The 22236-nt window shown below is 56.5% G+C and carries 25 protein-coding genes and 1 pseudogene; 15 read left to right on the forward strand and 11 right to left on the reverse strand.

Annotation, left to right across the window (positions count from 1 at the left end; all coding sequences use genetic code 11):
* Window positions 1-21: 21 nt before the first annotated feature.
* The 3 genes and pseudogenes from QFZ88_RS27970 to QFZ88_RS27980 all read left to right on the forward strand — a co-directional run.
* Entirely contained in the window at window positions 22-255 is a 234-nt protein-coding gene (locus tag QFZ88_RS27970) for a hypothetical protein (RefSeq protein WP_065996822.1), read from the forward strand.
* A 349-nt stretch (window positions 256-604) separates the two neighbouring features.
* Entirely contained in the window at window positions 605-1231 is a 627-nt protein-coding gene (locus tag QFZ88_RS27975; protein WP_065996821.1) for an SOUL family heme-binding protein, read from the forward strand.
* A gap of 67 nt (window positions 1232-1298) precedes the next feature.
* Window positions 1299-1919, forward strand: a pseudogene (locus QFZ88_RS27980) (ATP-binding protein); the annotation flags it as partial.
* A gap of 175 nt (window positions 1920-2094) precedes the next feature.
* Here the strand turns inward: QFZ88_RS27980 and QFZ88_RS27985 are convergent.
* Together QFZ88_RS27985 and QFZ88_RS27990 are read right to left on the reverse strand one after the other, a co-directional pair.
* On the reverse strand, window positions 2095-2616 hold the full coding sequence (locus QFZ88_RS27985; protein ID WP_065996820.1) for a lipocalin family protein: 522 nt from the start codon (window positions 2614-2616) through the stop codon (window positions 2095-2097).
* A gap of 228 nt (window positions 2617-2844) precedes the next feature.
* Window positions 2845-3228, reverse strand: coding sequence for a DUF2147 domain-containing protein (locus QFZ88_RS27990; RefSeq protein ID WP_083237632.1), 384 nt, complete (start codon window positions 3226-3228; stop codon window positions 2845-2847).
* 183 nt (window positions 3229-3411) lie between these two features.
* Between QFZ88_RS27990 and QFZ88_RS27995 the strand changes: the two genes are divergently transcribed.
* A complete protein-coding gene (locus QFZ88_RS27995; RefSeq protein WP_065996819.1) occupies window positions 3412-3822 on the forward strand; it encodes a DUF2177 family protein in 411 nt (136 codons plus the stop codon).
* On the opposite strand, the gene QFZ88_RS28000 is transcribed toward QFZ88_RS27995, so the two are convergent.
* From QFZ88_RS28000 to QFZ88_RS28025, 6 genes are read right to left on the reverse strand one after another with little or no spacing between them, the layout of a single operon-like run.
* Complete coding sequence (locus tag QFZ88_RS28000) at window positions 3806-4390, reverse strand: hypothetical protein (RefSeq protein ID WP_245317422.1); 585 nt, start codon at window positions 4388-4390, stop codon at window positions 3806-3808. The two genes, QFZ88_RS27995 and QFZ88_RS28000, sit on opposite strands and share 17 nt — an antisense overlap.
* On the reverse strand, window positions 4387-5415 hold the full coding sequence (locus tag QFZ88_RS28005) for an SAM-dependent methyltransferase (protein ID WP_065996818.1): 1029 nt from the start codon (window positions 5413-5415) through the stop codon (window positions 4387-4389). The genes QFZ88_RS28000 and QFZ88_RS28005 overlap by 4 nt, the downstream gene beginning before the upstream one ends.
* The gene (locus QFZ88_RS28010) at window positions 5412-6242 is read right to left on the reverse strand and encodes a DUF1295 domain-containing protein (protein ID WP_065996817.1); all 831 of its coding nucleotides are present in this window, start codon (window positions 6240-6242) and stop codon (window positions 5412-5414) included. Before QFZ88_RS28010 ends, QFZ88_RS28005 begins: the two co-directional genes overlap by 4 nt.
* Window positions 6239-7096: an alpha/beta hydrolase gene (locus tag QFZ88_RS28015; protein WP_065996816.1), complete on the reverse strand. Its 858-nt coding sequence runs from the start codon at window positions 7094-7096 to the stop codon at window positions 6239-6241. The genes QFZ88_RS28010 and QFZ88_RS28015 overlap by 4 nt, the downstream gene beginning before the upstream one ends.
* 53 nt (window positions 7097-7149) lie before the next feature.
* The gene (locus tag QFZ88_RS28020; protein ID WP_065996815.1) at window positions 7150-7800 is read right to left on the reverse strand and encodes a ChrR family anti-sigma-E factor; all 651 of its coding nucleotides are present in this window, start codon (window positions 7798-7800) and stop codon (window positions 7150-7152) included.
* Entirely contained in the window at window positions 7797-8378 is a 582-nt protein-coding gene (locus QFZ88_RS28025; protein WP_065996983.1) for a sigma-70 family RNA polymerase sigma factor, read from the reverse strand. The genes QFZ88_RS28020 and QFZ88_RS28025 overlap by 4 nt, the downstream gene beginning before the upstream one ends.
* A 177-nt stretch (window positions 8379-8555) precedes the next feature.
* Between QFZ88_RS28025 and QFZ88_RS28030 the strand changes: the two genes are divergently transcribed.
* The 10 genes from QFZ88_RS28030 to QFZ88_RS28075 all read left to right on the forward strand — a co-directional run bounded on the left by QFZ88_RS28030 (window position 8556) and on the right by QFZ88_RS28075 (window position 18769).
* Window positions 8556-9935, forward strand: a complete 1380-nt coding sequence (locus QFZ88_RS28030) for an NAD(P)/FAD-dependent oxidoreductase (RefSeq protein ID WP_065996814.1) — start codon at window positions 8556-8558, stop codon at window positions 9933-9935.
* Window positions 9935-10753: a DUF1365 domain-containing protein gene (locus tag QFZ88_RS28035; RefSeq protein ID WP_065996813.1), complete on the forward strand. Its 819-nt coding sequence runs from the start codon at window positions 9935-9937 to the stop codon at window positions 10751-10753. Before QFZ88_RS28030 ends, QFZ88_RS28035 begins: the two co-directional genes overlap by 1 nt.
* The gene (locus QFZ88_RS28040) at window positions 10743-11963 is read left to right on the forward strand and encodes an SAM-dependent methyltransferase (RefSeq protein ID WP_065996812.1); all 1221 of its coding nucleotides are present in this window, start codon (window positions 10743-10745) and stop codon (window positions 11961-11963) included. The genes QFZ88_RS28035 and QFZ88_RS28040 overlap by 11 nt, the downstream gene beginning before the upstream one ends.
* A 290-nt stretch (window positions 11964-12253) precedes the next feature.
* Entirely contained in the window at window positions 12254-12805 is a 552-nt protein-coding gene (locus tag QFZ88_RS28045; protein WP_373426422.1) for a fasciclin domain-containing protein, read from the forward strand.
* A 200-nt stretch (window positions 12806-13005) separates the two neighbouring features.
* Entirely contained in the window at window positions 13006-13950 is a 945-nt protein-coding gene (gene msrP / locus QFZ88_RS28050) for a protein-methionine-sulfoxide reductase catalytic subunit MsrP (protein ID WP_065996810.1), read from the forward strand.
* Entirely contained in the window at window positions 13950-14609 is a 660-nt protein-coding gene (msrQ, locus tag QFZ88_RS28055) for a protein-methionine-sulfoxide reductase heme-binding subunit MsrQ (protein ID WP_065996809.1), read from the forward strand. The genes msrP and msrQ overlap by 1 nt, the downstream gene beginning before the upstream one ends.
* A 179-nt stretch (window positions 14610-14788) precedes the next feature.
* The gene (locus QFZ88_RS28060) at window positions 14789-15598 is read left to right on the forward strand and encodes a hypothetical protein (protein WP_065996808.1); all 810 of its coding nucleotides are present in this window, start codon (window positions 14789-14791) and stop codon (window positions 15596-15598) included.
* Window positions 15599-15669: 71 nt separating this feature from the next.
* Complete coding sequence (locus QFZ88_RS28065) at window positions 15670-16392, forward strand: SDR family NAD(P)-dependent oxidoreductase (protein ID WP_065996807.1); 723 nt, start codon at window positions 15670-15672, stop codon at window positions 16390-16392.
* A 29-nt stretch (window positions 16393-16421) separates the two neighbouring features.
* Window positions 16422-17012 (forward strand): CIA30 family protein, encoded by a 591-nt coding sequence (locus QFZ88_RS28070; RefSeq protein ID WP_083237630.1) that lies wholly within the window; start codon window positions 16422-16424, stop codon window positions 17010-17012.
* A gap of 221 nt (window positions 17013-17233) precedes the next feature.
* Entirely contained in the window at window positions 17234-18769 is a 1536-nt protein-coding gene (locus QFZ88_RS28075) for a cryptochrome/photolyase family protein (protein ID WP_065996806.1), read from the forward strand.
* A 64-nt stretch (window positions 18770-18833) separates the two neighbouring features.
* Here QFZ88_RS28075 and hemH read toward each other — a convergent pair whose 3' ends face one another.
* Together hemH and QFZ88_RS28085 are read right to left on the reverse strand one after the other, a co-directional pair.
* Complete coding sequence (gene hemH / locus QFZ88_RS28080; RefSeq protein ID WP_065996805.1) at window positions 18834-19874, reverse strand: ferrochelatase; 1041 nt, start codon at window positions 19872-19874, stop codon at window positions 18834-18836.
* 60 nt (window positions 19875-19934) lie between these two features.
* Window positions 19935-20078 carry a hypothetical protein gene (locus tag QFZ88_RS28085; protein ID WP_167523830.1) on the reverse strand — a complete coding sequence of 48 codons (144 nt, stop codon included), beginning with the start codon at window positions 20076-20078 and terminating at the stop codon, window positions 19935-19937.
* Between the two features lie 154 nt (window positions 20079-20232).
* Between QFZ88_RS28085 and QFZ88_RS28090 the strand changes: the two genes are divergently transcribed.
* Window positions 20233-20679 carry an NUDIX domain-containing protein gene (locus QFZ88_RS28090; RefSeq protein WP_065996804.1) on the forward strand — a complete coding sequence of 149 codons (447 nt, stop codon included), beginning with the start codon at window positions 20233-20235 and terminating at the stop codon, window positions 20677-20679.
* Window positions 20680-20774: 95 nt separating this feature from the next.
* On the opposite strand, the gene QFZ88_RS28095 is transcribed toward QFZ88_RS28090, so the two are convergent.
* On the reverse strand, window positions 20775-22232 hold the full coding sequence (locus QFZ88_RS28095; protein ID WP_065996803.1) for a cryptochrome/photolyase family protein: 1458 nt from the start codon (window positions 22230-22232) through the stop codon (window positions 20775-20777).
* Window positions 22233-22236: the final 4 nt, after the last annotated feature.

Consider the following 22236-nt stretch of genomic DNA (forward strand, 5'->3'; position numbering starts at 1 on the left):
CTCGCGCTAGGAGTAAATTCGATGTCTTGGTATGACGCTAGCTTGAAAGAAACCGATGCTCGAATTGCTTGGATTCTGGCCCATCCGGGCATGAGCGTGTGGCTGAAAGAAGCGCTTCGGGCTGCACTTGAGCGCGATCCGGTCGATATTCTAAATGATCTCGAAATCCTCATCTACCTGCTGCGCGCCCGATCCGATGCCCTGATTCACGCAGCACTTGGTGCAGAAGGAGGTGACCTTGCACGAGAGGATTGAGCTGACGTCCTCGGCAGACTGGTACGGCCTAACGTAGTGTACGCGATCTCGTAGAGAGCAGGAGTCGCTCACCTGTCACTAAATCGGCAGACTGCAGGTGGTGATCGATTTCCTGACGAAGAATTCGCAGGTGGCCGGTTTCGACCAAAACTCGACATCATGAACAATCGTCGATGAGCTTGGCGTGTGAGGACGGAATGCGCTTTGCATCAACATTTCTCGGCACTCCAATGCGCGCTCCCACGCTACGCCGTGTGTGGTCCGTCCCTATCATCTGCTTCGCGAACTGATCCAGCGACAAACATGGCGCGTAAGAAACGAGAGCGATAACTGCCGGAGATTCGTCATCATGGCAGGTAAGATTTCCGGCTTATTTGCAGCCGGCTTAGCGGTGATCGGCTATCGCGCCGGCGTCGAAGAGCCGCCTTATTCCATCGTAGCGCATAGCGGCGAATTGGAAATTCGCCGATACGACCAAAGGCTTGCGGCCGAGACGACTTTATCAGGCAAGACGATGGAAGACACCCGCCGTGCCGCATTCCAAATTCTGGCAGATTACATTTTCGGCAACAACAAGGCCAAAACGAAAATCGCGATGACGGCTCCAGTAGCTCAGTCATCGCAACAGGTCGAGATGACCGCGCCCGTCGGCCAGCAGCGGACCGCCGAAGGCTGGACTATGAAGTTTTTTCTGCCTAGCGATTTGACCGTGGACACTGCGCCGGAGCCCCGAGATCGCAGGGTCAAGCTCGTCATCGTTCCAGAACAGGATTACGCGGTACTGCGCTTTACCGGCCGCCGGGACGACGCAGCCGTGCAATCGCAGATCGCCAGGCTCAAGGCCGCGCTTGCCGGCAGCGAGTGGCAGTCGGCGGGTGAGCCAGTCGCGTGGTTCTACGACCCACCTTGGACATTACCTTTCTTGCGTCGCAACGAAGTGGCCGTAAAGGTCCACTGTGCCGATTTGAAAGACTGAGAGAATGGTCAGGGGTTCATTTTCGCCGAGAAGTGAGCCGGGATTGAACCCACCTCTGTTAGTTGCACGCATCGCCGATCGAGAGATGATAGAGCGAGATCGCAGCAAAGTTGATCGCCGGATCAAGGCGGCGACGTTCCCGGTCGTCAAAACCCGAATGCTTCGACTTCGCAGCCACTCCGAGGCTCAACAAGATGCAGGCCCTGGAACTGGCACGCTGCGAATGGACCGAGCGGCACGAGAATGTTGCTGCATTCGGTTCCAGCGGCACATGCAAGAGCTATGTCGCCCTCGATCTCAGGTTGGCCGCGTGCCAGAAGGGACCGGCAGTCGGCTTCACAATCGCCGCCGCTCTCCTCAGCGAGATAATGTGGGCCCTCGACGAACGACGTCTGCTTCGGTTCCAGAAAAAGATGGCCGCCTACAGGCTCCTCATTATCGACTTTCTGGGCGTCGTGCCGCTGTCCAGGAACGTGGCTGAACTGCTGTTTGAGCTGATCTCGCAACGTTGCGAGCACGCCGCGACCCTCACCACCACCAATCTCCGCTTTGACGAATGGGCCGAAACACTGAGATCGGAACGACTGAACTCGTACTGCTCGATCGCGTCACTCATCATGTAAACATCCTTGAGATGAAGGGCGAAAGCTATTATTGCGCTCAAAACGGCGCCCAAAAAGCGGCCTGAAAACGCTTACGAAAATCGCCAACGGCTCAAGCGTGACACTCTATTGGGGTTACGCGCTCCGACGTTCTCCGATTGAGGCGCCAAGTGACCTACTTTTACGCCGCCCAATGGCCTGGTTTTGCTCCACCATTGACATGGTCAGTAGAAGCAGCGCGATGGCTTCTAAGCGCGCTTCTCACTTGGCTGGAGGAAATTCCAACTTGCTCACGTCATAGCCAAGCGACCGAGCCTTGCGAACCATGATTGATAGCTGATGGCTAGTCGGAGGGCGTCGCGCGTAAATCCAAAGATTTTTGAGCCGGGAATCTGCGCTGATGAACCAGCTCTTGTCTGGCGATGTGTATAAAACCCAATAATTGTAAGTAATGAAGAGCGGGTATCGCACGCGAAGCTTGGCGCGATTGGTGTCGGCGTCCAGGAGATGACCTTTGCCGTTCACCGTCTTGAGTCTGCCGGAAGGCGTACCTTCGTGGCATCCGTCGAGGACCTCGACCTCTTTGGGGCTATTGCCTGTGCGATAGGTTGTAAATCCGGCAACGCAGCCGTCGGTAATCCACATCGGTCTTCGAGCAATCTCCAGCCATGTGCCGCTATAGTGGCCTAACGGGACCTTTGCGACATTTGGCTCGGCGGCGAGCGATACGGTTACGAGCATGCCGAATATCGAAATCAGGAACATCGCCAAACGCATTTTCATCGTAGCCTCTGGTTCTATAGCTCTCAATATAGGCAATACGCTGCGATATACCTTTTGGATTGTTCAGCGCTAGGCCAATTTGGCGAGAGTGAATTTCGTTCATCGATGCCGTGTTGGTCTCACCGAGAGTGTGGCCTGCTGCCGGTACTGGGGCCAAGGGATGAACTGCACAGAGGGGCACCGTTTTATATTTCGGATTTCACGATGGGGAAAGGCAATCAACAACCTTCAACCTCCGCCTGCCGGTGCCCAATTCACATCCCGACAAAGCAGTCCACCTAGGATGCATCCGCGTGTGGTTAAGCTGTCGCGACCGACAATCACCGTTATAGCATAGCTCCTGTCTCGTTTCGGGTCATAGGCGGTTCCTGCAAGCTTCGTATCCGACTTACGATTGAGTGTCATCACCAGTCGGTCGCCGACCTCCTCGCCCTTACTCGTGTCCCTGATCCAGAGATTAGTTGCGCAAATTTTCGAGCCACACGGCGCTATCCTGACCCGGGCATTGCCGTCATCGCGCAACCAAACCCCATCAGGATTACGCTCCTGGGCGGCGAGCGCGGTGCAACCTATAAATGACACAACCGACAATGCTGCGACACGCAATATCACGGCACAGGCTCCCAAAAATTCTAACTTCAATTACGATGGTTACGCAGGAGTCTCGTGTTTGGATCACATCCCATGCATGGAGCCGGCTTTCGGAGCCTGGCCGCCATAACGAGCAGCACTTTGTGATCCGACGATCACTCAAGGGCGTAACAGGAGTAATCTCGGTCAAAGAAAGGCCAACCCTTGAAAACATATGGAATTGCCTACATCGCGACCGGCTTGGTGTTTCTGGCCATTGATGCAATCTGGCTGAGCTTAGCTGCGCAACGGCTCTACCGTCCGCTAATGGGTGACATGTTGGTCGACGGTTTCAGGCTGGCGCCAGCGGCGCTGTTTTATCTCATCTATATTGCCGGCATCGTCGTTTTCGCGATCGCTCCAGCACTTACCAGCGATCGATGGATGACAGCCTCATCATATGGCGCGTTTCTTGGCCTTTTCGCCTACGCGACCTATGACCTGACCAACCAGGCCACACTGAAGAATTGGCCTATCATCGTGACGATCGCTGATCTCTGCTGGGGAACATTTGTGACCGCGGTTGCCGCAACGGCCGGCTTCCTCATCACGCGCGCCATCAGGTCCGCGTTTTGATTTCGCTTATCAAGCCTGACGCAATAAGCCCAACGAAAACAGTAAGCGTGCCAGCGCTCATGGAATTCAACCGAAAAAACGCCTGATATTCGGAAGTGGTATAGGTGTGCATTGGTACGCCGTACCTCCCTTCCAGCCCGAGGTAGGCAAGCAAGGCCGCGCCGATCAAAACAAATGCGATAACCCTCTCCGAGGCTTTGAAAAACGTCGCCGCAATCAAGGCGCACGGGATCAGAAAAATCTCCACGCCCGACGCGGGGCCAAATACCTGTGCGCTCAAGATCGTGTTGCCTATGCCGGCAAGGGGAAGAAGCGCTCGGCCTGTCTTGGAATATCGTCGGGCAACGGCTGGCACTGCCAGGAAAAACGGTGTCGATAGGAAGGTCAAGAAGGTCGGCCAGACATGGTCGCTGACAGCCCAATAAACATAGAGAGGATAAAATGGTTGGTTGGACGCCACCACCAAAGCAACCAGATTGCAGGCCGCGACCATAGGATCGTCGTGCGCGGCATAGGCGGCAACGCGATCCCAAATGTGGCGAACAAATCTCATGAACACGCCCGTCATGCTGGACGCAGGAGGTAGTGGCTCACGCCCCATTCCTCACCGCTGGCGTGCCCGAACAGGCCTGCCGTCGCCAGATAAAAGAGACGCCAGCGCTGGCGCCAGAGCGCGGCGTCGGCACCGTAAACATCGCCGAGGATGCGATCTATCTGCTGACGGTTCGCATCGAAGCACTCCAGCCAGTCTATCGCCGTCTTCTGATAGTGAATCCCGCTCCAGCGCCAATCCCGTTCAACCATGAAGCAGTCCGGAAAATGCCTGATAAGGCCGTGGCTCGGCATGATACCGCCGGTAAAGAAATGCTGGGCGATCCAGTCCGACTCGTTCTTATGATCGAACCGATACGGGCTGTGCTTGTGGCTGAAAACGTGAATGAAAAGCCGCCCCGTATTGGGCGCAAGCCACGTCTTGATACGTTCGAGCAGAACCCGCCAGTTCGACATGTGCTCGAACATTTCGACGGAAACGATTCTATCATAGCCGCCATTGGCTTCGAAGGCGTTCATGTCTGCGGTGAGGACACGGAGGTTGGTAAGGCCGCGCGCCGCCGCCTGCCTTTCGATATGAAGCCGCTGCGGGCTGGAGTTGGAGACGGCGGTAATGGTCGAATGCGGAAACCGCTCCGCCATGAAAAGCGTGAGCGAGCCCCAGCCGCAGCCGAGTTCAAGGATCGACTGCCCATCGGCTAAACCGGCGTGCGCGACCGTCTCCTCCAGCGCCAGACGTTCAGCCTCCGCAAGCGTTTCCTGACCCGTCGGATAAAGGCAGCAAGAATATTTGCGATGCGGGCCGAGCGTGAGCGCGAAGAATTCGGGCGGCAATTCGTAGTGCTGCTCGTTGGCAGCGTCCGCATGTTCGGCGATTTGGTGTTCGCTCATGGCGCGCGCGAAATCGCATTCCTCCCGTTGCGATGCTAAGGTGAGCTTTCGTCTCGTACGCCCGACCAGGAACTCAATGCCGATTCGCGCCAACGGGTCGGGAAGCGGGGAGCGTTCAGCGGCGCGGATCACTGAGGCAATCAAGCTCATCGAATGTCTCCATCGGGTTTCGCGTCTGCGGCGCGTTGCGGGCCCGGCCAGAACGCGTTGACGCGGTGCTGATAGTCGCGAAATGCCTCGCCTCGCGAGCGCAGCATATGAGCTTCGAGCGGGGGAATGCCGGACGCGTGAACGAGGAGCCAGTACATCAATAATGGCCCGGCGAGCGCCAGCCAGCCCCAGGGGTAGGCACCTGAAAGATCGATTGCGATGATTGCGTAGGCGGACCAGCCCAACCATTCGAAAAAATAGTTCGGATGTCGCGAGACCCCCCAGAGCCCGACGTCGCAGACCTTGCCCTTGTTCGCAGGATCCGAGCGAAAATCCGAGAGCTGTCGGTCGGCAAGCGCCTCGCCGGCGACTGCCACGATCAGGACGGCGACGCCGAGCCAATCGAAAAATCTGAGACCGGGCGCCGAATTATGGGCTGCGAGCATGATCGACAGCGCGAGCACCAGGGCGGCCAGCGCCTGTATCTGCAGAAACCAGAACAGGCGTGTGTTGAAGGCTTTCCCCCACTCTTCACGCAATTGGCTGTAACGGGGGTCATCGCCGCCACGAGCGGTGCGTGCCGCGATGTGAATGCCAAGTCGCAGTGACCAGAGGAGCGCCAGCAATGCAACAAGCACCTGACGGACTGTGATCTCGGCATCAGCAAACGGGACAAGGGCCGCTGCCGCGCCAAACGCGCCGGTGGCGAAAGACCAGATCGCATCGATCCAGCCCGACCGGCCAGTACGAAGCGCAATAAGCCAGGCGCCGATCATCGTCGCCGAGACGCAAGCTGCCAATGCGAGAACGAAGATCGCTGCGGTCATGCGCTCCTTTCCTGCGCCGCCGGCCTGCCGGGAGGCAGTTGTTGATCGGTATGCTTCAGCGCAAAACCCGCGACATCGTCGAGAACCGGCGCCAGGAACCGCAACGGAGGAGCAAACGCGCCGATCAGCGTGCGGTGGTTTACACGGTCGTAGAGCTTCGTTTCCGCTTCGCCGCCGACGCTTCTCATTCGTTCGGCGAGCCGAATTGTGTTCCCGGGATCGACGGACGGATCATTGTTTCCTGTCGCCAAGAATGCCGGCGGAGCAAAAGCATCCACGAAGTTGATCGGCTGTGTGTCGGCGAGGCCGTTTTCCGGCCCAAAGATCTGTTTCAGCGTCCGGCTATGAAGGGGGAGAAAGTCATAGGGACCGGCAAGGCCGATAATGGCGCGAAGGTCGACGCTTGCATCGAGATCAAGCTCAAGAAGCCATTGGCGATCGAAGGCCAGCATGGCGGCGATATGGGCTCCGGCGGAATGGCCCATGGCGATGACGCGACGAGGATCACCACCGAACTCCGCAATATGATCGACCGTCCAGCGCATTGCCTCAGCCGCATCCTGGAGGAAGCCGGGGAAGCGAACCTCGGGAAAGACACGGTAATCGGGAATCACGGTGGTGATGCCGCGCTCGGCCAGGGCATGTCCAACGAAGAGGTAGTCGCTTCGCTCGCCATCCTCCCAGCCGCCGCCATAGAAGAAGACGATGACTGGCGACGGCCCGTCCTTCGCGGCCGGATAGATGTCAAGGACATGGCGCGGGTGGCGTCCGTAGCGGACAACGCTAAGGGGTCGCGTCGCACCGATCCTGGCAATCACGTTCAGCAAATCGACCGGAGACGGAAATGCTTTCATGTACCGGCCACTTCTGGCGGCGCTGTGCTGAACGCGTTCCCCGCAGTCATCGATCAGAAACCCACGATCGGACGCAGAAGGCGACCGAGCAATCCGTGAAGTCGCGTATCGCCTTCAAGCGCGGCAAGACACACGCAATCCGATTCCTGCCCAACCACAGGCCGATGATCCACATCGTCGCCGGCCTCATCGAGGTCCCCTGGAAAATACTGGCCGCGCTCGTCAGCCAGCGATCCAGACAGAATCTGCATGAATTCGAGGCCGGTATGTCCATGAGCCGGAAGATGGAGCCCTGCTCTGCCTTTCAGCAGCATGACTTTTTCGTCAGGGCTACCGGGAATCTTGACCTTGCTCCATTTGAACCCCGGCCCAAGCCACTTCCACGGACCGATCTCGCAGTGCTGCATCGCCCGCGGAAGTTCTATTCCCAGTTCCGGATGTTTGATCGTGGCTCGGCCTTCGGTCTGCAAGGATTGAGCAACCTCGAGCCGCTCCATAGTGCGTCCGAAAAAATCCGCAGCGAGCGGAGCGGGTGACATTTCATCCAGGATCGCGCCGCCAACGGCCTCGAAGTGCGCTATACGGTTGCGGCAGACCGCACATCCTTCGAGATGGACGGAGACGACAAGCGCAGGACCTGCGCCCAATGCGCCGGCCGCCATACGCATCAGCGTCTCGTCGCTGGGGTGATGGTTAATCGTCATATATCGCTGTCCAAAAGGGTCCGAAGCCGATTCAATGCGAGCCGAACACGGGATTTTACGGTGCCGAGAGGAATGCCCAGCTCTCTTGCAATCTCCGCATGCGGTTTCTCGGCAAAGAACGACAGCCGCACAATGGTTGACTGATCGATCGGCAGGCTTTCCAACGCCTTGCGCACCCCTTCCTCCCGTTCGGCAACGATGGCGATATCTTCACCCGAAGGCGGCATATCGGGTTCATCAGTCGGATCCAGAAGATGATCGGCAGTCCGAGATCGCGTGCGGCGCAGACGGTCGATCCTTTGATTGCGGGCAATCGTAAACACCCAAGTTGAGGCGCCGGCTTTACCGGGATCGAAATAGGACGCTTTTCGCCATACCGCTATCATGACCTCCTGGGCCACTTCCTCCGCAGCGGCATCTTCAAGGCCCGATCGCATGAGGAAGCTTTTGACGCGAGGTGCGAAATACCCGAAAAGTCGCGCGAAGGCATTCCGGTCCTGCGTCCGCGCAACCGCGTCGATGAGACGGATCAATTCCTCGGGAGACGGCAGCACCTCTTTTTGCCTTGCCTCGTTCAAAACAACCAGCCTCGCTGCCGGCCGGACCTGCCGCGTATTCCTGGTTCCAATATATAAGCTCGCTGCATCCATTTGCCCTTCATACGCCCGCGCCCTGCGAGTGGATCACGCTTCAAGTGATCTATCGCGCGCCGGCTTCCGTAAATATTGGCAGTTTGGCGCGCGGAGGGAAATCCTTTGACCGGAAAGATTGCAGCAACCGACGGACGTAACGGGTGGGAACCTAGCCCGGCCGCCGATCAAGGCCTCGACATCGCTGTCGTTGGCAGCGGCATTTCCGGGCTGTCTGCCGCATGGTTGCTCTCGAAAAGGCATCGCGTCTCTCTTTTCGAAGCTGATAACCGGCTTGGGGGTCACAGCCATACGGTCGATGCCGCAGGCTTGTCAGTCGATACCGGTTTCATCGTGTTCAATGAGAACACTTACCCGAATCTCATCGCGCTTTTCGACCATATTGGCGTTGCCACGAAGCGTTCCGATATGTCGTTTGCCGTTTCACTCGACGACGGCCGCCTTGAATACTCCGGCACCGGATTGCTGGGCCTTTTCGCGCAGGGCCGGAACGCCATCAGTCCACGATTCTGGATGATGTTGCGCGACCTCGTCCGTTTCTACCGCGAAGCGCCGCGGAATGTTGCAGCGTTAGGAATGATAACCCTCGACGAATATCTCGATGCGGCCGGCTACGGCGACGGCTTCCGCAATGACCATCTCTATCCCATGGCGGCTGCGGTCTGGTCGACGCCGGCAGCAAAAATCGGCGCCTATCCCGCGGCTTCGTTCATCCGATTTTGCCAGACGCACGGTCTTCTGAAGCTTGCTGGCCGACCGATCTGGCGAACCGTCGCCGGCGGCAGTCGGTCCTATGTGCAGGTACTCTCCAAAACCATACCCGAAGTCGTCTCGAACTATCCCGTCAACGCGATTGTTCGCGCAAAAGATGGCGTCGAGATCGTTGGACACGATGGCCACGGTCGCCGTTTCGATCGCGTTGTCATCGCAGCACACGCGGACCAAGCTCTGAAAATGCTGGCCGATGCGAGTATCGAAGAGCGACGTCTGCTTGGCGCGTTCGACTATATCGTCAATGACGCGGTCCTTCACACCGATACGCGCCTGATGCCGGAGCGGCGCCGTGTATGGTCGAGCTGGAACTACATGACGAGAGATGACAATGATGGCCGCAAGCTCGCCGTGACCTACTGGATGAACCGTCTGCAGGGGATCGAAAGCAAGCGGCCGCTGTTCGTAACGCTCAACCCTCACCGCGAGATCGCACCCGAGACGGTCCTCAAGCGAATGAGTTATAGCCATCCTCGTTTCGATGCCCGGGCGATGCAGGCGCAAAAGGAGCTTTGGTCGCTGCAAGGGCGCGGCAACACCTGGTTCTGCGGCGCCTATTTCGGCGCAGGGTTTCACGAGGATGGGCTGCAAGCCGGGCTTGCGGTCGCCGAGGCGATCGGCGGCGTGCGGCGGCCGTGGACAGTTCCGGGCGAATCCGGCCGCATCCATATTCATCACAGCGTGCCCGATCTGCCGGAGACGGAGGCAGCCTGATGCCGGAACTCCGATTAGGGCTGTATGCTGGTTCCGTGATGCATCACAGGCTGCGGCCGACACAGCATCGCCTGCGCTACAGTATTTTCTACCTGCTGCTCGATCTCGACGAAATAGACGTGCTGGCGAAGAAACTTCGCTTTTTCTCGCATAACCGCTTCAACCTCTTCAGCTTCCATGATCGCGACCATGGCGAGGGATCGACATCATCGCCGCGCGACAGGATCGAGCAGCAATTAGAGGAAGCCGGCATCGAATCCGGTGGTCCGATCCGGCTGCTCACCATGCCACGCATCCTGGGATACGCGTTCAATCCGCTGAGTATTTATTTCTGTCACAGGCGGGATCAGTCGCTTTCCGCGATTCTCTACGAGGTCAACAATACCTTTGGACAGCGCCATAATTATCTCATTCCCGTGCCCTCCGGGACTGAGGCGCCAATCCGCCAGGAAAGCCCAAAATCCTTTTATGTATCGCCATTCATGACCACCGGCATGATCTATTCCTTTTCTATCGTGCCTCCCGGAAACGATTTATCAGTTTCGGTTATCGGCCGTGATGACGAAGGACCGCTCATTATCGCCAAGCTGACCGCTGTCAGGCAGGATTTGTCAGACGCCTCTCTAGCCCGCGTGTTCTTCGTCTATCCGCTGCTGACATTCAAAGTCATCGCAGGCATTTACTGGGAAGCACTGCTTATTTGGCTGAAGGGAATCCGTCTCTATCCGCGGCCTTCCCCACCGGATCGGCCCGTCACCATCGGGCGCGGAGCAAACCCTGAAAGCGGTCAAGAGAAGAGCAGCGTGCATGACGTTTGACATCAAGACGAGAACCTTGAGCGGCTTTAAAAGGCACAGAGAAAGCGTGATCGCGCATTTGCTTGGCCGAATGATCGCGCGGATCGATTGCGGCCACATCACCGTCGTGCTGCCATCCGGTGATCGGGTCGAGCATTCTGCCGCGCGGTCCGGACCGTCCGCGACGCTTATCATCCATGACTGGCGAGCAATCCGGCGGCTCCTCAGCCACGGGGATTTGGGCTTTGCGGAAGCCTACATCGACGGTGATTGGTCAAGCCCGGATCTTGCCGCACTACTGGAGTTGGCGGCACGAAACATCGCTGTCCTCGATCGCAGCATTTCCGGTTTCTGGCCTGCTCGCATCTATAATCGCATACGTCATTTTCTGCGCGCTAACAGCAAAACTGGAAGCCGTAGAAACATTTCCTTCCACTATGATCTCGGCAACGCATTTTACGAGCGCTGGCTCGACCCGACGATGACCTATTCATCGGCGCTTTATACACATCCAAACCTGACGCTTGAAGAGGCCCAGGAAGCCAAGCTGTCACAAATCGAAGAACTCCTGGATCTTCAGGGCGGCGAGAATGTCCTCGAAATCGGCTGCGGCTGGGGAGCCCTGGCCATGAGGTTGGCTCGCGCAGGTGCTCACGTTACCGGCATTACCCTATCGACCGAGCAACTGGCTTTCGCTCGAAAGCGCCTGGAGCAGGAAAAGCTGGTCGACAGTGCTGCTTTGGAATTGACGGACTACCGCGACGTCGAGGGTTCCTATGACAGGATCGTATCGATAGAAATGCTGGAGGCGGTCGGCGAAGCCTACTGGCCGGCTTACTTTGAAACTCTGCATGATCGCCTGAACGTCGGCGGCATAGCCGTTCTGCAGGTGATCACGATCGATGAGGCGCGCTTCGAGGCTTACCGTGGCTCTCCCGATTTTATTCAGCGTCACATCTTCCCAGGCGGGATGCTTCCGACCAAAGCAATCATTGCCGACCAAGGCGCACAGGCCGGCCTGGAGCTGGTTTCGACGCAAAGTTTCGGGCCGAGCTATGCGGCCACACTTTCCGACTGGCGCAAACGCTTCCTGGCGTCCTGGCCCGACATCGCGGCACTGGGGTTCCCGGAGCGCTTCCGCAGGCTCTGGAACTATTATCTCTGCTACTGCGAGGCTGGATTCAGAACCGCAACCATCGATGTTGGCTTTTTTGTCTTCGCCAAAAGCTGACGTTTCAGCTGGAGAATGACAATTTCTTAGGGACCTGACAGTCTACTCTCACGCCGCCGCAAAGGGCTACATCGGATTACCTGGGCGGTCACCAGCAACAAACTTTCCATCAGCATCGGGCGCCTACCGGTTTCGCGCGACGCGTTCCTGCCGCTGACAAGAGCAACGATAGCGAGTCTCGATGCCGATGATCGGCACGCGGTAACTCAAATCTACTTTACCGGGAAATCCATAACGCAGGGGCCTTCGTACAAAGCTTTGTCAGATGACAGTGAAACAAGGAGGACTCTATGACTATGAAGTTGTTGAAAGCCGCTATGTTTTCCGTGGCACTTGCGATGTCCGGAACCGCTTATGCGGCCAATCCAACGGTAGGCGGCGCGCCGATGTACGCCAGCAAGAACATTGTCGAGAACGCCGTCAACTCGAAGGATCACACGACCCTTGTAGCTGCCGTCAAAGCAGCAGGCCTCGTGAAGACGCTCGAAGGACCGGGACCATTTACCGTGTTCGCACCGACCAACAAGGCGTTCGCAAAGCTTCCTAAGGGGACTGTCGATACGCTTCTCAAACCGGAAAACAAGGACAAGCTGGTAAAAATCCTCACCGCTCATGTTGTGGCCGGAAAGGTCACTGCCGAGGATCTTATTCGCGACATCAAGAAGAACGGCGGCAAGTATAACATGACGACAGTCAGCGGAGATTCGCTGACAGCCGAACTGAAAGGCAAACATGTCTACATCATCGATGAATCTGGTGGCGCCGCAGAGGTGACCATTCCGGATGTGATGCAATCAAATGGCGTGATCCACGTCGTCAACGCCGTTCTTTTGCCAAAATAAGCGGCATCAGACATGGGCGGTGCTCTGATTGACGGCGTACCGCCCATTTTGACTCGATATCGGCGTATGATTGTGGCGTGGCAAGAACATTGAGCTCGATGCTCATGATTGCCCATTTGGAACGTCGCCCGCGATACTTATTCGCTTCTGTGACGATGTTCGCCCCCATGCCCGTAGCCTAAAATTTCCCGGAGATGTCGATGATCTATCGCCCGCCCAAAATTCCGGCATCATGTATCACCGCCAAGGATGCATGGCTCTCTCGAAGGTCGTTTATTTCCTATGGCGCTGGAGCCGCTGTTGCTTCGATTGTACCCTCGGTGGCGGCCTCAGCTCCTATATCGGCCGCGAAAACGGATTACACCGTTGCCGAAAAGCTGACGCCCAGAAACGACGTGACCACCTACAATAATTTCTACGAGTTCGGTTTGGATAAATCAGACCCTTCACGTAACTCCGCGTCCTTCAAGCCGCTGCCGTGGACCATCAAGGTCGATGGCATGGTTGCCCGACCGACGACCTTCGGTTTTGACGACATTATGAAGATGTTTCCACCGCAGGAACGGGTCTATCGAATGCGCTGCGTTGAGGCTTGGTCGATGGTGATCCCATGGGATGGCTTTCCGCTGGCGGCGCTTCTCGACAAGGTTGAGCCGCTGGGCAGCGCCAAATACGTTGCATTCGAGACAGTAGTCCGGCCAGACGAAATGCCAGGCCAAAAAGGGCTGTTCCAATCGTTGGCGTGGCCGTATATTGAAGGGTTGAGGCTCGACGAGGCGCGTCACCTACTCACAATTCTGGCAGTGGGCATTTATGGCGAAACACTGCCCAATCAGAATGGAGCTCCCATCCGTCTCGTCGTGCCTTGGAAGTACGGCTTCAAAGGCATCAAGTCGATCGTCCGCATCAGCCTGACCGAAAAGCAGCCGTCGAATACCTGGAACACGACGGCGCCCAATGAATATGGATTCTATGCGAACGTAAACCCGAACGTACCCCATCCGCGATGGAGCCAGGCGACTGAAAGGCGCATCGGGAGTAGCGGTTTTTTCAGTTCAAATCGAATTCCGACAGAGATTTTCAACGGCTATGGCGACGAGGTGGCCAGCCTTTACAACGGCATGGACCTCAAGGCGAATTTCTGATGAGTCCAACTTCCACCTTGAGGCGTGGCTGGCACGACGAGGCCATCTGGCTGCTCTATCTGGCCGGGCTCCTGCCAGCCGCATGGCAATTCTATCTTGGCGCCACGGGGAATCTTGGAGCCGATCCAGTAAAGACGTTCGAGCTGTTCCTCGGTTTTTGGGCGGTGCGGTTTCTGGTTCTTACCCTTGCTATCTCGCCGTTGCGCGAGATTTTCGGATTGAATCTCATACGTTATCGGAGAGCGCTTGGCTTATTGTGCTTCTACTATGTGCTATTTCATTTCACGGTCTATCTTGTATTAGACCAGGAAATGGCACTGCACGCCGTAATAGCGGATGTCATGAAGCGACCCTTCATTATGCTCGGAATGGCAGGATTCGCTCTTCTGGTGCCCCTCGCGGTCACATCCAACAGCCTATCCATTCGCAGGCTGGGGAAGAACTGGCTCCGACTTCACCGGCTCATCTACCTTGTCGCTCTATGCGGAGGGTTACATTTTTATCTTGCGACGAAAGTTTTATCACCGCAGCAGTATATCTATTTGACATTACTTTCGCTGCTGCTGGTATACCGCATTGCCCGGCCCACTCTGAAACGCAGAAAAAAGTCGGGCATAAGAAAGCAGAGGCAACACGTTCCTTCGGCTGCTGTAAACTAAATTGGCCACGATCGCCCCACTCCTGCCGATGGTACGGAGGCATTTATCTCTACGCCTGCGATCTTGCGGCAACAGAGAAGCGTCCAGCCCCGTGGCGTACGGAGCATGAGATCCAAAGTGCTCGATTTGACGTAAAAGGCAGCAGTTAGGAAAAAATTGTTCAAGCAGCGCCCGGTTCAATGGAAACGATAGAGCAAAAGCCGAATGTCGTTCTTGTACTCGGCAGCGCACCTGATGCTTTGGAAGTTCGTGCCTGGGATCGTTCCGCGATTGCGTCGATAGTAGCCATAAACAATGCGTGGGCTATCCGCGACGATTGGGATTATTTGATATATCCTGACGACTTCCCAAGTGATCGGTTACCCGCCATGCAGTCAACATCTGCTTCGAGGGTCACGTCAGACGAATTTGTTCCTGCACAGAACGAATTCGGCGGTTTCGTTTATGCAGGCGGAACCATGGCATTTACTTCTGCGTATTGGGCGCTTCATGCGTTGAAGCCAGACGTTCTCGTCTTTCTTGGCTGTGACATGATTTACTCCGGGGTTGGAGGCACGCATTTTTACGGCAATGGAACGGCTGATCCGCTTCGGCAAGACGTCACGCTGCGTTCTCTTGAAGCGAAATCAAGTCGCCTGTTCGTGACGGCCCTGCGAGCAGGGACACTCTGCCTCAACCTTTCCAGCCGTCCACAGAGCAGGCTTACTCTTCCGCGCACGACACTGGCAACTCTTTCGCGTTTGACCACGCGCCGGGTCAGTGCCTTGAAGCAGATATTTTCAGGACTGGTCGTTCGGGAGGCCGAAGCCGCAGCAAAGTCACTTGAGGCCAAGCTAGGCTATTTCGTCGAAGACGGCCGGTACTGGAGAAAAATCACTGAATTCAGTGAATCCTGCATCGACCGGATCGACGCTTTATGGACCGACGCGATCGTGCGCATTCCGAGATCGTGCAGTTCGCGAGACGTCTGCCAATGCAGGAACGTATAGCCAAGGACTGAGGGAGGGCGAAGGGTTCGTCTGGTCGTGAAATCACTCCAGGCACAAGAAAGAAAAGTCAAATGGCAACAACAGTTATCTACGGCGGTTCGGGCGGCATCGGTACGGCCATTCTCGGCCGCATTACCGAACGGGGTGAGAGTGTCCATCTCGTTGGGCGCGATACCGACCGGCTTCAAAAACTCGCGGTGGAAACTGGAGCAACCTTTACGGCTGTTGACGTGCTGACCCCAGGCAGTTTCGAGCGAGTCGCTTCGGAAGTTCACGGGCCCATCAATGGTCTCGTTTACGCGGTAGGGTCGATCAACCTGAAGCCGATCGGCCGCCTGACCGAAGATGACTTCGTGCGCGACTTCCGGCTCAATGCCGTAGGTGCGGCGCTCGCGATGAAGGCTCATCTTCCAAGCCTCAAACAGAGCCGCGCGGCTTCAGTGGTTCTGATCTCCTCGGTCGCAGCCTCGCAGGGATTCGCCGCTCATGCGTCCGTCTCTATGGCGAAAGCAGCCCTGGAAGGCTTGACGTTCGCGATGGCGGCGGAACTCGCGCCAGCAATTCGCGTCAACTGCGTAGCCCCCTCGTTAACCAGGACGCCGCTTTCGCAGTCGCTGACCAATTCGCCTCAGGTGGCAGACGCCATTGCACAATTGCATGCGATGCGCCGTCTTGGTGAGCCCGACGATATCGCCGCATTTGTCGATTTCCTTCTGTCACCCGAAGCCGGCTGGATAACGGGGCAAGTGATTGGAGTGGATGGTGGACGCTCTCGTCTGCGAACCAAAGGTTAAGTTGGCCATCACGCGATAGGGACGGAAATATGTTGCCTGCCACTGCTATGATAGATGACCTCAGCAGGGAACCACCAGTCGCTGCGATTGGTAGCGAATGGAAATTTGTTACAGACACAGTAATGGGTGGAGTTTCCCAAGGAGTGATGACTCGCGAGGAAGTTGCAGGCCGGTCCGCCATCCGTATGCGCGGAGACGTCAACCTGGAAAACAACGGAGGATTTCTTCAAGCCTCCCTCGATCTCTCGCCGACGGCCCATGTTGTGGATGCAAGTGGCTGGGACGGGATCGCGATAGACGTGTTTGGCAACGGCGAGGTCTACAACGTTCATCTGAGAACAGATTATCTGGAAAGATCCTGGCAGTCGTACCGCCACGATTTTACGGCATATCCAGATTGGCGGACGGTAGTTCTGTGGTTTAGCGACTTTGTACCCTATCGCACCGCTATTCCACTTGATACGCATCGGTTGAAACGTGTCGGGTTAGTCGCAATAGGCCGGGCATTTCATTGCGATCTGGCGATCGGTGGTCTGAGATATATTCGCGACGATCCTCCGGGCCGCAATCACGGAGAAGATAGCAATGGAACAGAAGCGGTTTTGAGATCGGCCATTTGATAGTGGCAAGGGACCAGCCGACGAATAACAGTATAATCACAAGAGAGCCACCAAGGCGGCCTGTAAGTGATAAGGGCCGCCAAACCGAAAGGCAATCAATGCGTCTATGTAGCCGCTCGGTCGACCTGGAAATGCCGTCGCGGAGATCTCTCTATCTGCTCAGCCGTTGTGCCCGTATTGTCGCTGGCGAGACAACGGGCACAGCAGACTGATCGATCGCGATGAAAGCAGCAAAGGCCAGGACGATCGCTCTTATCCTCGGCGATCAACTTAGCCATGACATTTCTTCGCTGCAGGGTTTTGACCCTCGGGAAGATGTGGTGCTCATGGTCGAGGTCGCGGACGAGGCGACATACGTTCGACATCACAAACAGAAGATCGCTTTCATCTTGTCCGCTATGCGGCATTTTGCAGACGAATTGCGTGAACACGGCTTCAGGGTCGACTATGTCCGCCTAGACGATGAGGCGAACACGGGCTCTTTCACCGGTGAACTGATACGGGCGATTGCCCGTCTCAAACCAGATTGCGTCGTCATTACTGAACCCGGCGAATGGCGGGTCAGAAAAATGGTGGACGGGTGGCCCGAACAGCTCCGACTGCATGTCAATGTTCGAGAAGATGATCGCTTTTTTTGCTCGGTGGGTCAGTTTCAAGCATGGGCGGACGGGCGTAAAACCTATCGGATGGAGCATTTTTATCGAGAAATGCGCCGGCGAAACGGCATACTGATGGACGGTGAGAGCCCTTGCGGCGGTCACTGGAATTTTGATGCTGATAACCGCAAAAAATTGCCGCACACTCTTAAAGTGCCCGAACGCTTCGGCTCAGAGCCGGACGCGATCACTCGCGAGATTATGTCGATGGTTGCGGTGCGTTTCGCGGACCATTTTGGCGATCTCGAGGGCTTCGCATGGGCGGTCACCAGAAAACAAGCTCTCGCGACGCTAGATTTTTTTATCTCTGAAGCGCTTCCCTTTTTCGGCGACTACCAGGACGCAATGGCGGTACATGAGCCATTTCTTTTTCATTCATTGCTTTCGCCCTACTTGAACATCGGCTTGTTGAGCCCTCGCGAAGTCTGTGAAGCGGCTGAGAACGCCTTTCGCCGTGGTGAGGCGCCGATCAATTCAGTCGAAGGGTTCATCCGACAAATTCTCGGCTGGCGCGAATATGTTCGCGGAATCTACTGGCTAAAGATGCCACATTATGCCGAAACGAACGCTCTTGGCGCAGTCCGATCGCTGCCGTGGTTCTACTGGTCCGGCGAAACGGACATGAACTGTCTCGCCACAGCGATAGCCGATACCAGGCGAAACGCCTATGCTCATCATATCCAGCGTCTGATGATCACCGGCAACTTTGCGCTGCTCGTAGGGGTTAGTCCGGCCGAGCTTGAGGAGTGGTATCTGGCGGTGTACGCGGACGCTTTCGACTGGGTTGAATTGCCCAACACACATGGGATGGTTCTGTTCGCCGATGGCGGCTTGATGGCATCAAAACCCTACGCTGCATCCGGCGCTTATATCGACCGAATGTCCGATTATTGTGGGACCTGCGCATATAGTCCCAAGATTAAGAACGGCCCTGGCGCATGCCCGTTCAATTTTCTCTACTGGAGTTTTTTAATCGAGAACCGCTCTTATCTCGAGCAAAATCCCCGCATGGGCATGCCGTATCGAACGCTTGACCGGATGCCAAAAGATCGCGTGAAGGCCATCACGCAAGATGCGCATACATTTATCGAAGGCTTATGACGAAAAGGCCCTGTGATTGATCTGGCGCGTCGACCGTCACGATTTCGTTGTGTTTTAAAACGCATTAAACCCAGCCTGCCAATTCATTTCGGACAATATGCTCTATGACTTTCATACCGTCCGCACCGTCATTGAGGCACGGCACGTGGGTGAACCGCTCACCGCCACTGTGAAGAAACGTTTCCTTCGCCTCCACTGCAATCTCTTCGAGCGTTTCCAGGCAGTCGGAAACAAAGCCCGGATTGATTACCGCAATTCTTTTTGTTCCTTCTTGTGCCAGTTTCTCAACGGTTTTGTCGGTGTATGGCTGGAGCCATTCTTCCGGACCGAACCTCGATTGAAACGTCACCATTATCCGGTCTTTGCTCCAGCCGAGACGCTCCCTGAGCAGTCTCGTCGTTTTGTGGCACTGGCAGTGATAGGGATCACCCTTCGCAAAATAAGACGCCGGGATGCCGTGGTAGGAGGTCAGCAATATCTCCGGCTCCCAATCGAGAGTGGCGAAATGGCTTTCGATCGAATGGGCGACAGCATCGATATAGACGAGATCGTCATGATATCGCGGCACCGTGCGGATTGCCGGCTGCCATCTAAGGTCTATCAGCGCCCTGAAACTTTCGTCATTCACCGTCGCGGTCGTCGCGGCCGCATATTGAGGATAAAGTGGGTAGAGAAGTATCCTTTCGCAGCCGGATTTCTGAAGCTCTTCGATCTTGCTCCGGATAGACGGTTGGCCGTAGCGCATCGCCCATTCAACCTGTACCGTCGGAAGATCCGAGAGTCTCTTGGTAAGTTGCAAAGCCTGGCTATGCGTAAAAGTCCTCAGGTAGCTTTCGTCCTTTTCCTTGTTCCAAATCGTCTCGTATGCTTTCCCGACTTTTCTCGGTCGCGTATTCAGCACAATGCCGTAGAGTATGGGATACCAGAGCCAGCGAGACCGTTCGATGACACGATGATCCGTCAGGAATTCTGCGAGATACCGGCGTATCGAAGCGGGATCGGTAGCATCCGGCGTGCCCAAATTTATCAGTAGGACACCGATTTTTCCGAATTTCACCGTCGGATGGTTGGAGGGTAAGTTCTCAGCCAAGGTTAGATGATCCATTACGAGAATTAGCTTGCATGCGCATGGGCAAGCGAGAGTGCCTTACGCTTACGTTTTTCTCTAAATAATTCCGTTTGCCTTCAGGCGCTTCACTTCCTCTATCGCCACCGAAAGCAGTGTATCGAGCTCGAATAGAAGCTCACGCTTAGGATGATCGTGAAGCGACTTGCGGATTTTCTCGATTTCCTTCTGAATGTCGTTCAATCTGACCTCCTAGATTCCCAACTACGTTTACGGGCGGGAGGGCCAAGCGGATCACCGCCGCGAGAGATTAGCCGGTCTGGACTGGATCCACGCCGTGACTTATTACGGCAAGAAGAAAGGGTGAGACGAAGAGAACGACGCGTAGAGAAAGTATATGATGTCCAATTTGCCGGTCACACCGAAGCTGCGAGTTTACGACAACACGCCGACAACCGTCTTTGTGCTCGCCCACAATGCCACAAGGGAATTGCTCGTAATCCGCCGCGCCAAGCAACCTGGCTACGGATTGCTGGGACTGCCAGGCGGCTATCAGATGCGTGGCGAGACTTGGCAGGAAGCTGGCGCGAGAGAGTTGCTGGAGGAGACGGGCTGTTATCTCCAACCGTCATTTTTAGAGTTTGTTTCGATTAGAACCGACGAGTATCAAAACAACTTGGTCATCGCCCGTTCGCAACGTCCCGTCAGCGTTGAATCTGAGAGAGACAATGAAGCTTTAGCCGTATTTTTTTCAAACGATATCGGGAGCAGGAACGACTGGGCTCACGGCGACCTCTACGAAGCCGCTGCCGCTTTTCTCTCGGAAATGAGCGAATGCAGCTGATATCGGATTCGTCCGGTTCGTCTTGAGACGGCCTGACTTCAAGCGTGCGGCCAATAAACATCCTGTCACGCGGATGAGCGGCATGGTGGTTGTAGTCAACCCAGGCCCTTGAACGCGTCGAGAGCGCGTTGACGGGCGAAGTCGTGCTCGACGATTCTTTCGGGATAGACTTCGACCTTGCTGCCACGTTGCCAAGGTCGATGGACGACGGATGAGGAAACACCGTCAAGTTCCGGCAGCCATCGTTTGACATAACGGCCGTCGGGATCGAATTTCTCACCTTGCAGAACCGGATTGAAAACGCGGAAGTAGGGTGCGGCGTCCGCGCCGGAACCGGCGACCCATTGCCAGCTCGCCGCGTTGTTGGCCGGATCGGCGTCCACAAGCGTATCCCAGAACCAAGCCTCGCCCTGTCGCCAGTCGATCAGCAAATGCTTGACCAGGAACGAGGCGACCACCATGCGCACCCGGTTGTGCATCCACCCCGTCGTCCAAAGTTCGCGCATGCCGGCATCGACAATGGGATAGCCCGTCTTGCCGAGCTGCCACGCTCGAATTGCGTCGGCATCTGTCCGCCAAGGCATGCCGTCGAACCTAGTTTGCAGGTTTTGGCTCGATATCTCGGGATTGTAATAAAGAAGGTGGTACGAAAACTCGCGCCACCCCAATTCGGATCGGAATTTTTCGAGGTTTCGATGCACCCCTGGATTGGTGGCCGCATTGGCGGCGGCCTCTGCGGCGTGCCACAGCTGCCGGGGCGAGATGTTGCCAAAGCGGAGATAGGGCGAAAGCCGGGATGTGGCCAAACGGCCGGGAAAATCCCTGAGGTCGGCATACTCGTTCAAATGCTCTTCGAGGAAGAATTCGAGCTGGGCCAGGGCGCCGGCTTCTCCGGGTCGCCAGTTCGAGCGCAGTCCGCCCGCCCAATCAGGCGATGAGGGCTCCAGCGCCAGATCGGCAAGTTCGACGCGCGGTGTTGACGCCTGCCTGCACGGGCCATGGAACAGGTTCAGCCGCGAAGGTACGTCAAGCGGCTGGCTGGCCTCGCCGGCCTCATGTGCGGCGCGCCAGAAAGCGGAGAAAACACGGAACGGGGTGCCGGACTTTGTCTTGATCGACCACGGCTCGTAAAGCAGGTGGCCGTTGAAGCTTTTTGCCTCGATCCCCTGTGTTTTAAGGGCGGTTTTCACGGCCTCGTCGACGCGGCGCTCCCCCGCTCCATAGCGGCGGTTCCAGTAGACCGCCGCCGCCTTGCTGTCAGCCGCAAGCTGAGGCATGACCGCCGATGCAACCCCTCTGTAGACGCAAAGACGACCGCCACGGGCGCGCAAGGCATTGTCCACCTCCTGTAAGGCGCCATGGAGCCACCATCGCGCCGCGCCACCGAGCGGGCGTAGCCCCTCGGATTCCTCGTCATGCACGAAGACACAGATGATCCTGCGGCCACAATTCGCGGCAGCGGTGAGAGCCGGGTTGTCGGACAATCGGAGATCGTCGCGTAACCAGACGATAACAGGACGTTCGGACCCGGGAAAAGGCGTTTCGGCGGCCATTGTC

The organism is Mesorhizobium sp. YL-MeA3-2017 (assembly GCF_030814575.1).
GTDB lineage: Bacteria > Pseudomonadota > Alphaproteobacteria > Rhizobiales > Rhizobiaceae > Mesorhizobium > Mesorhizobium terrae.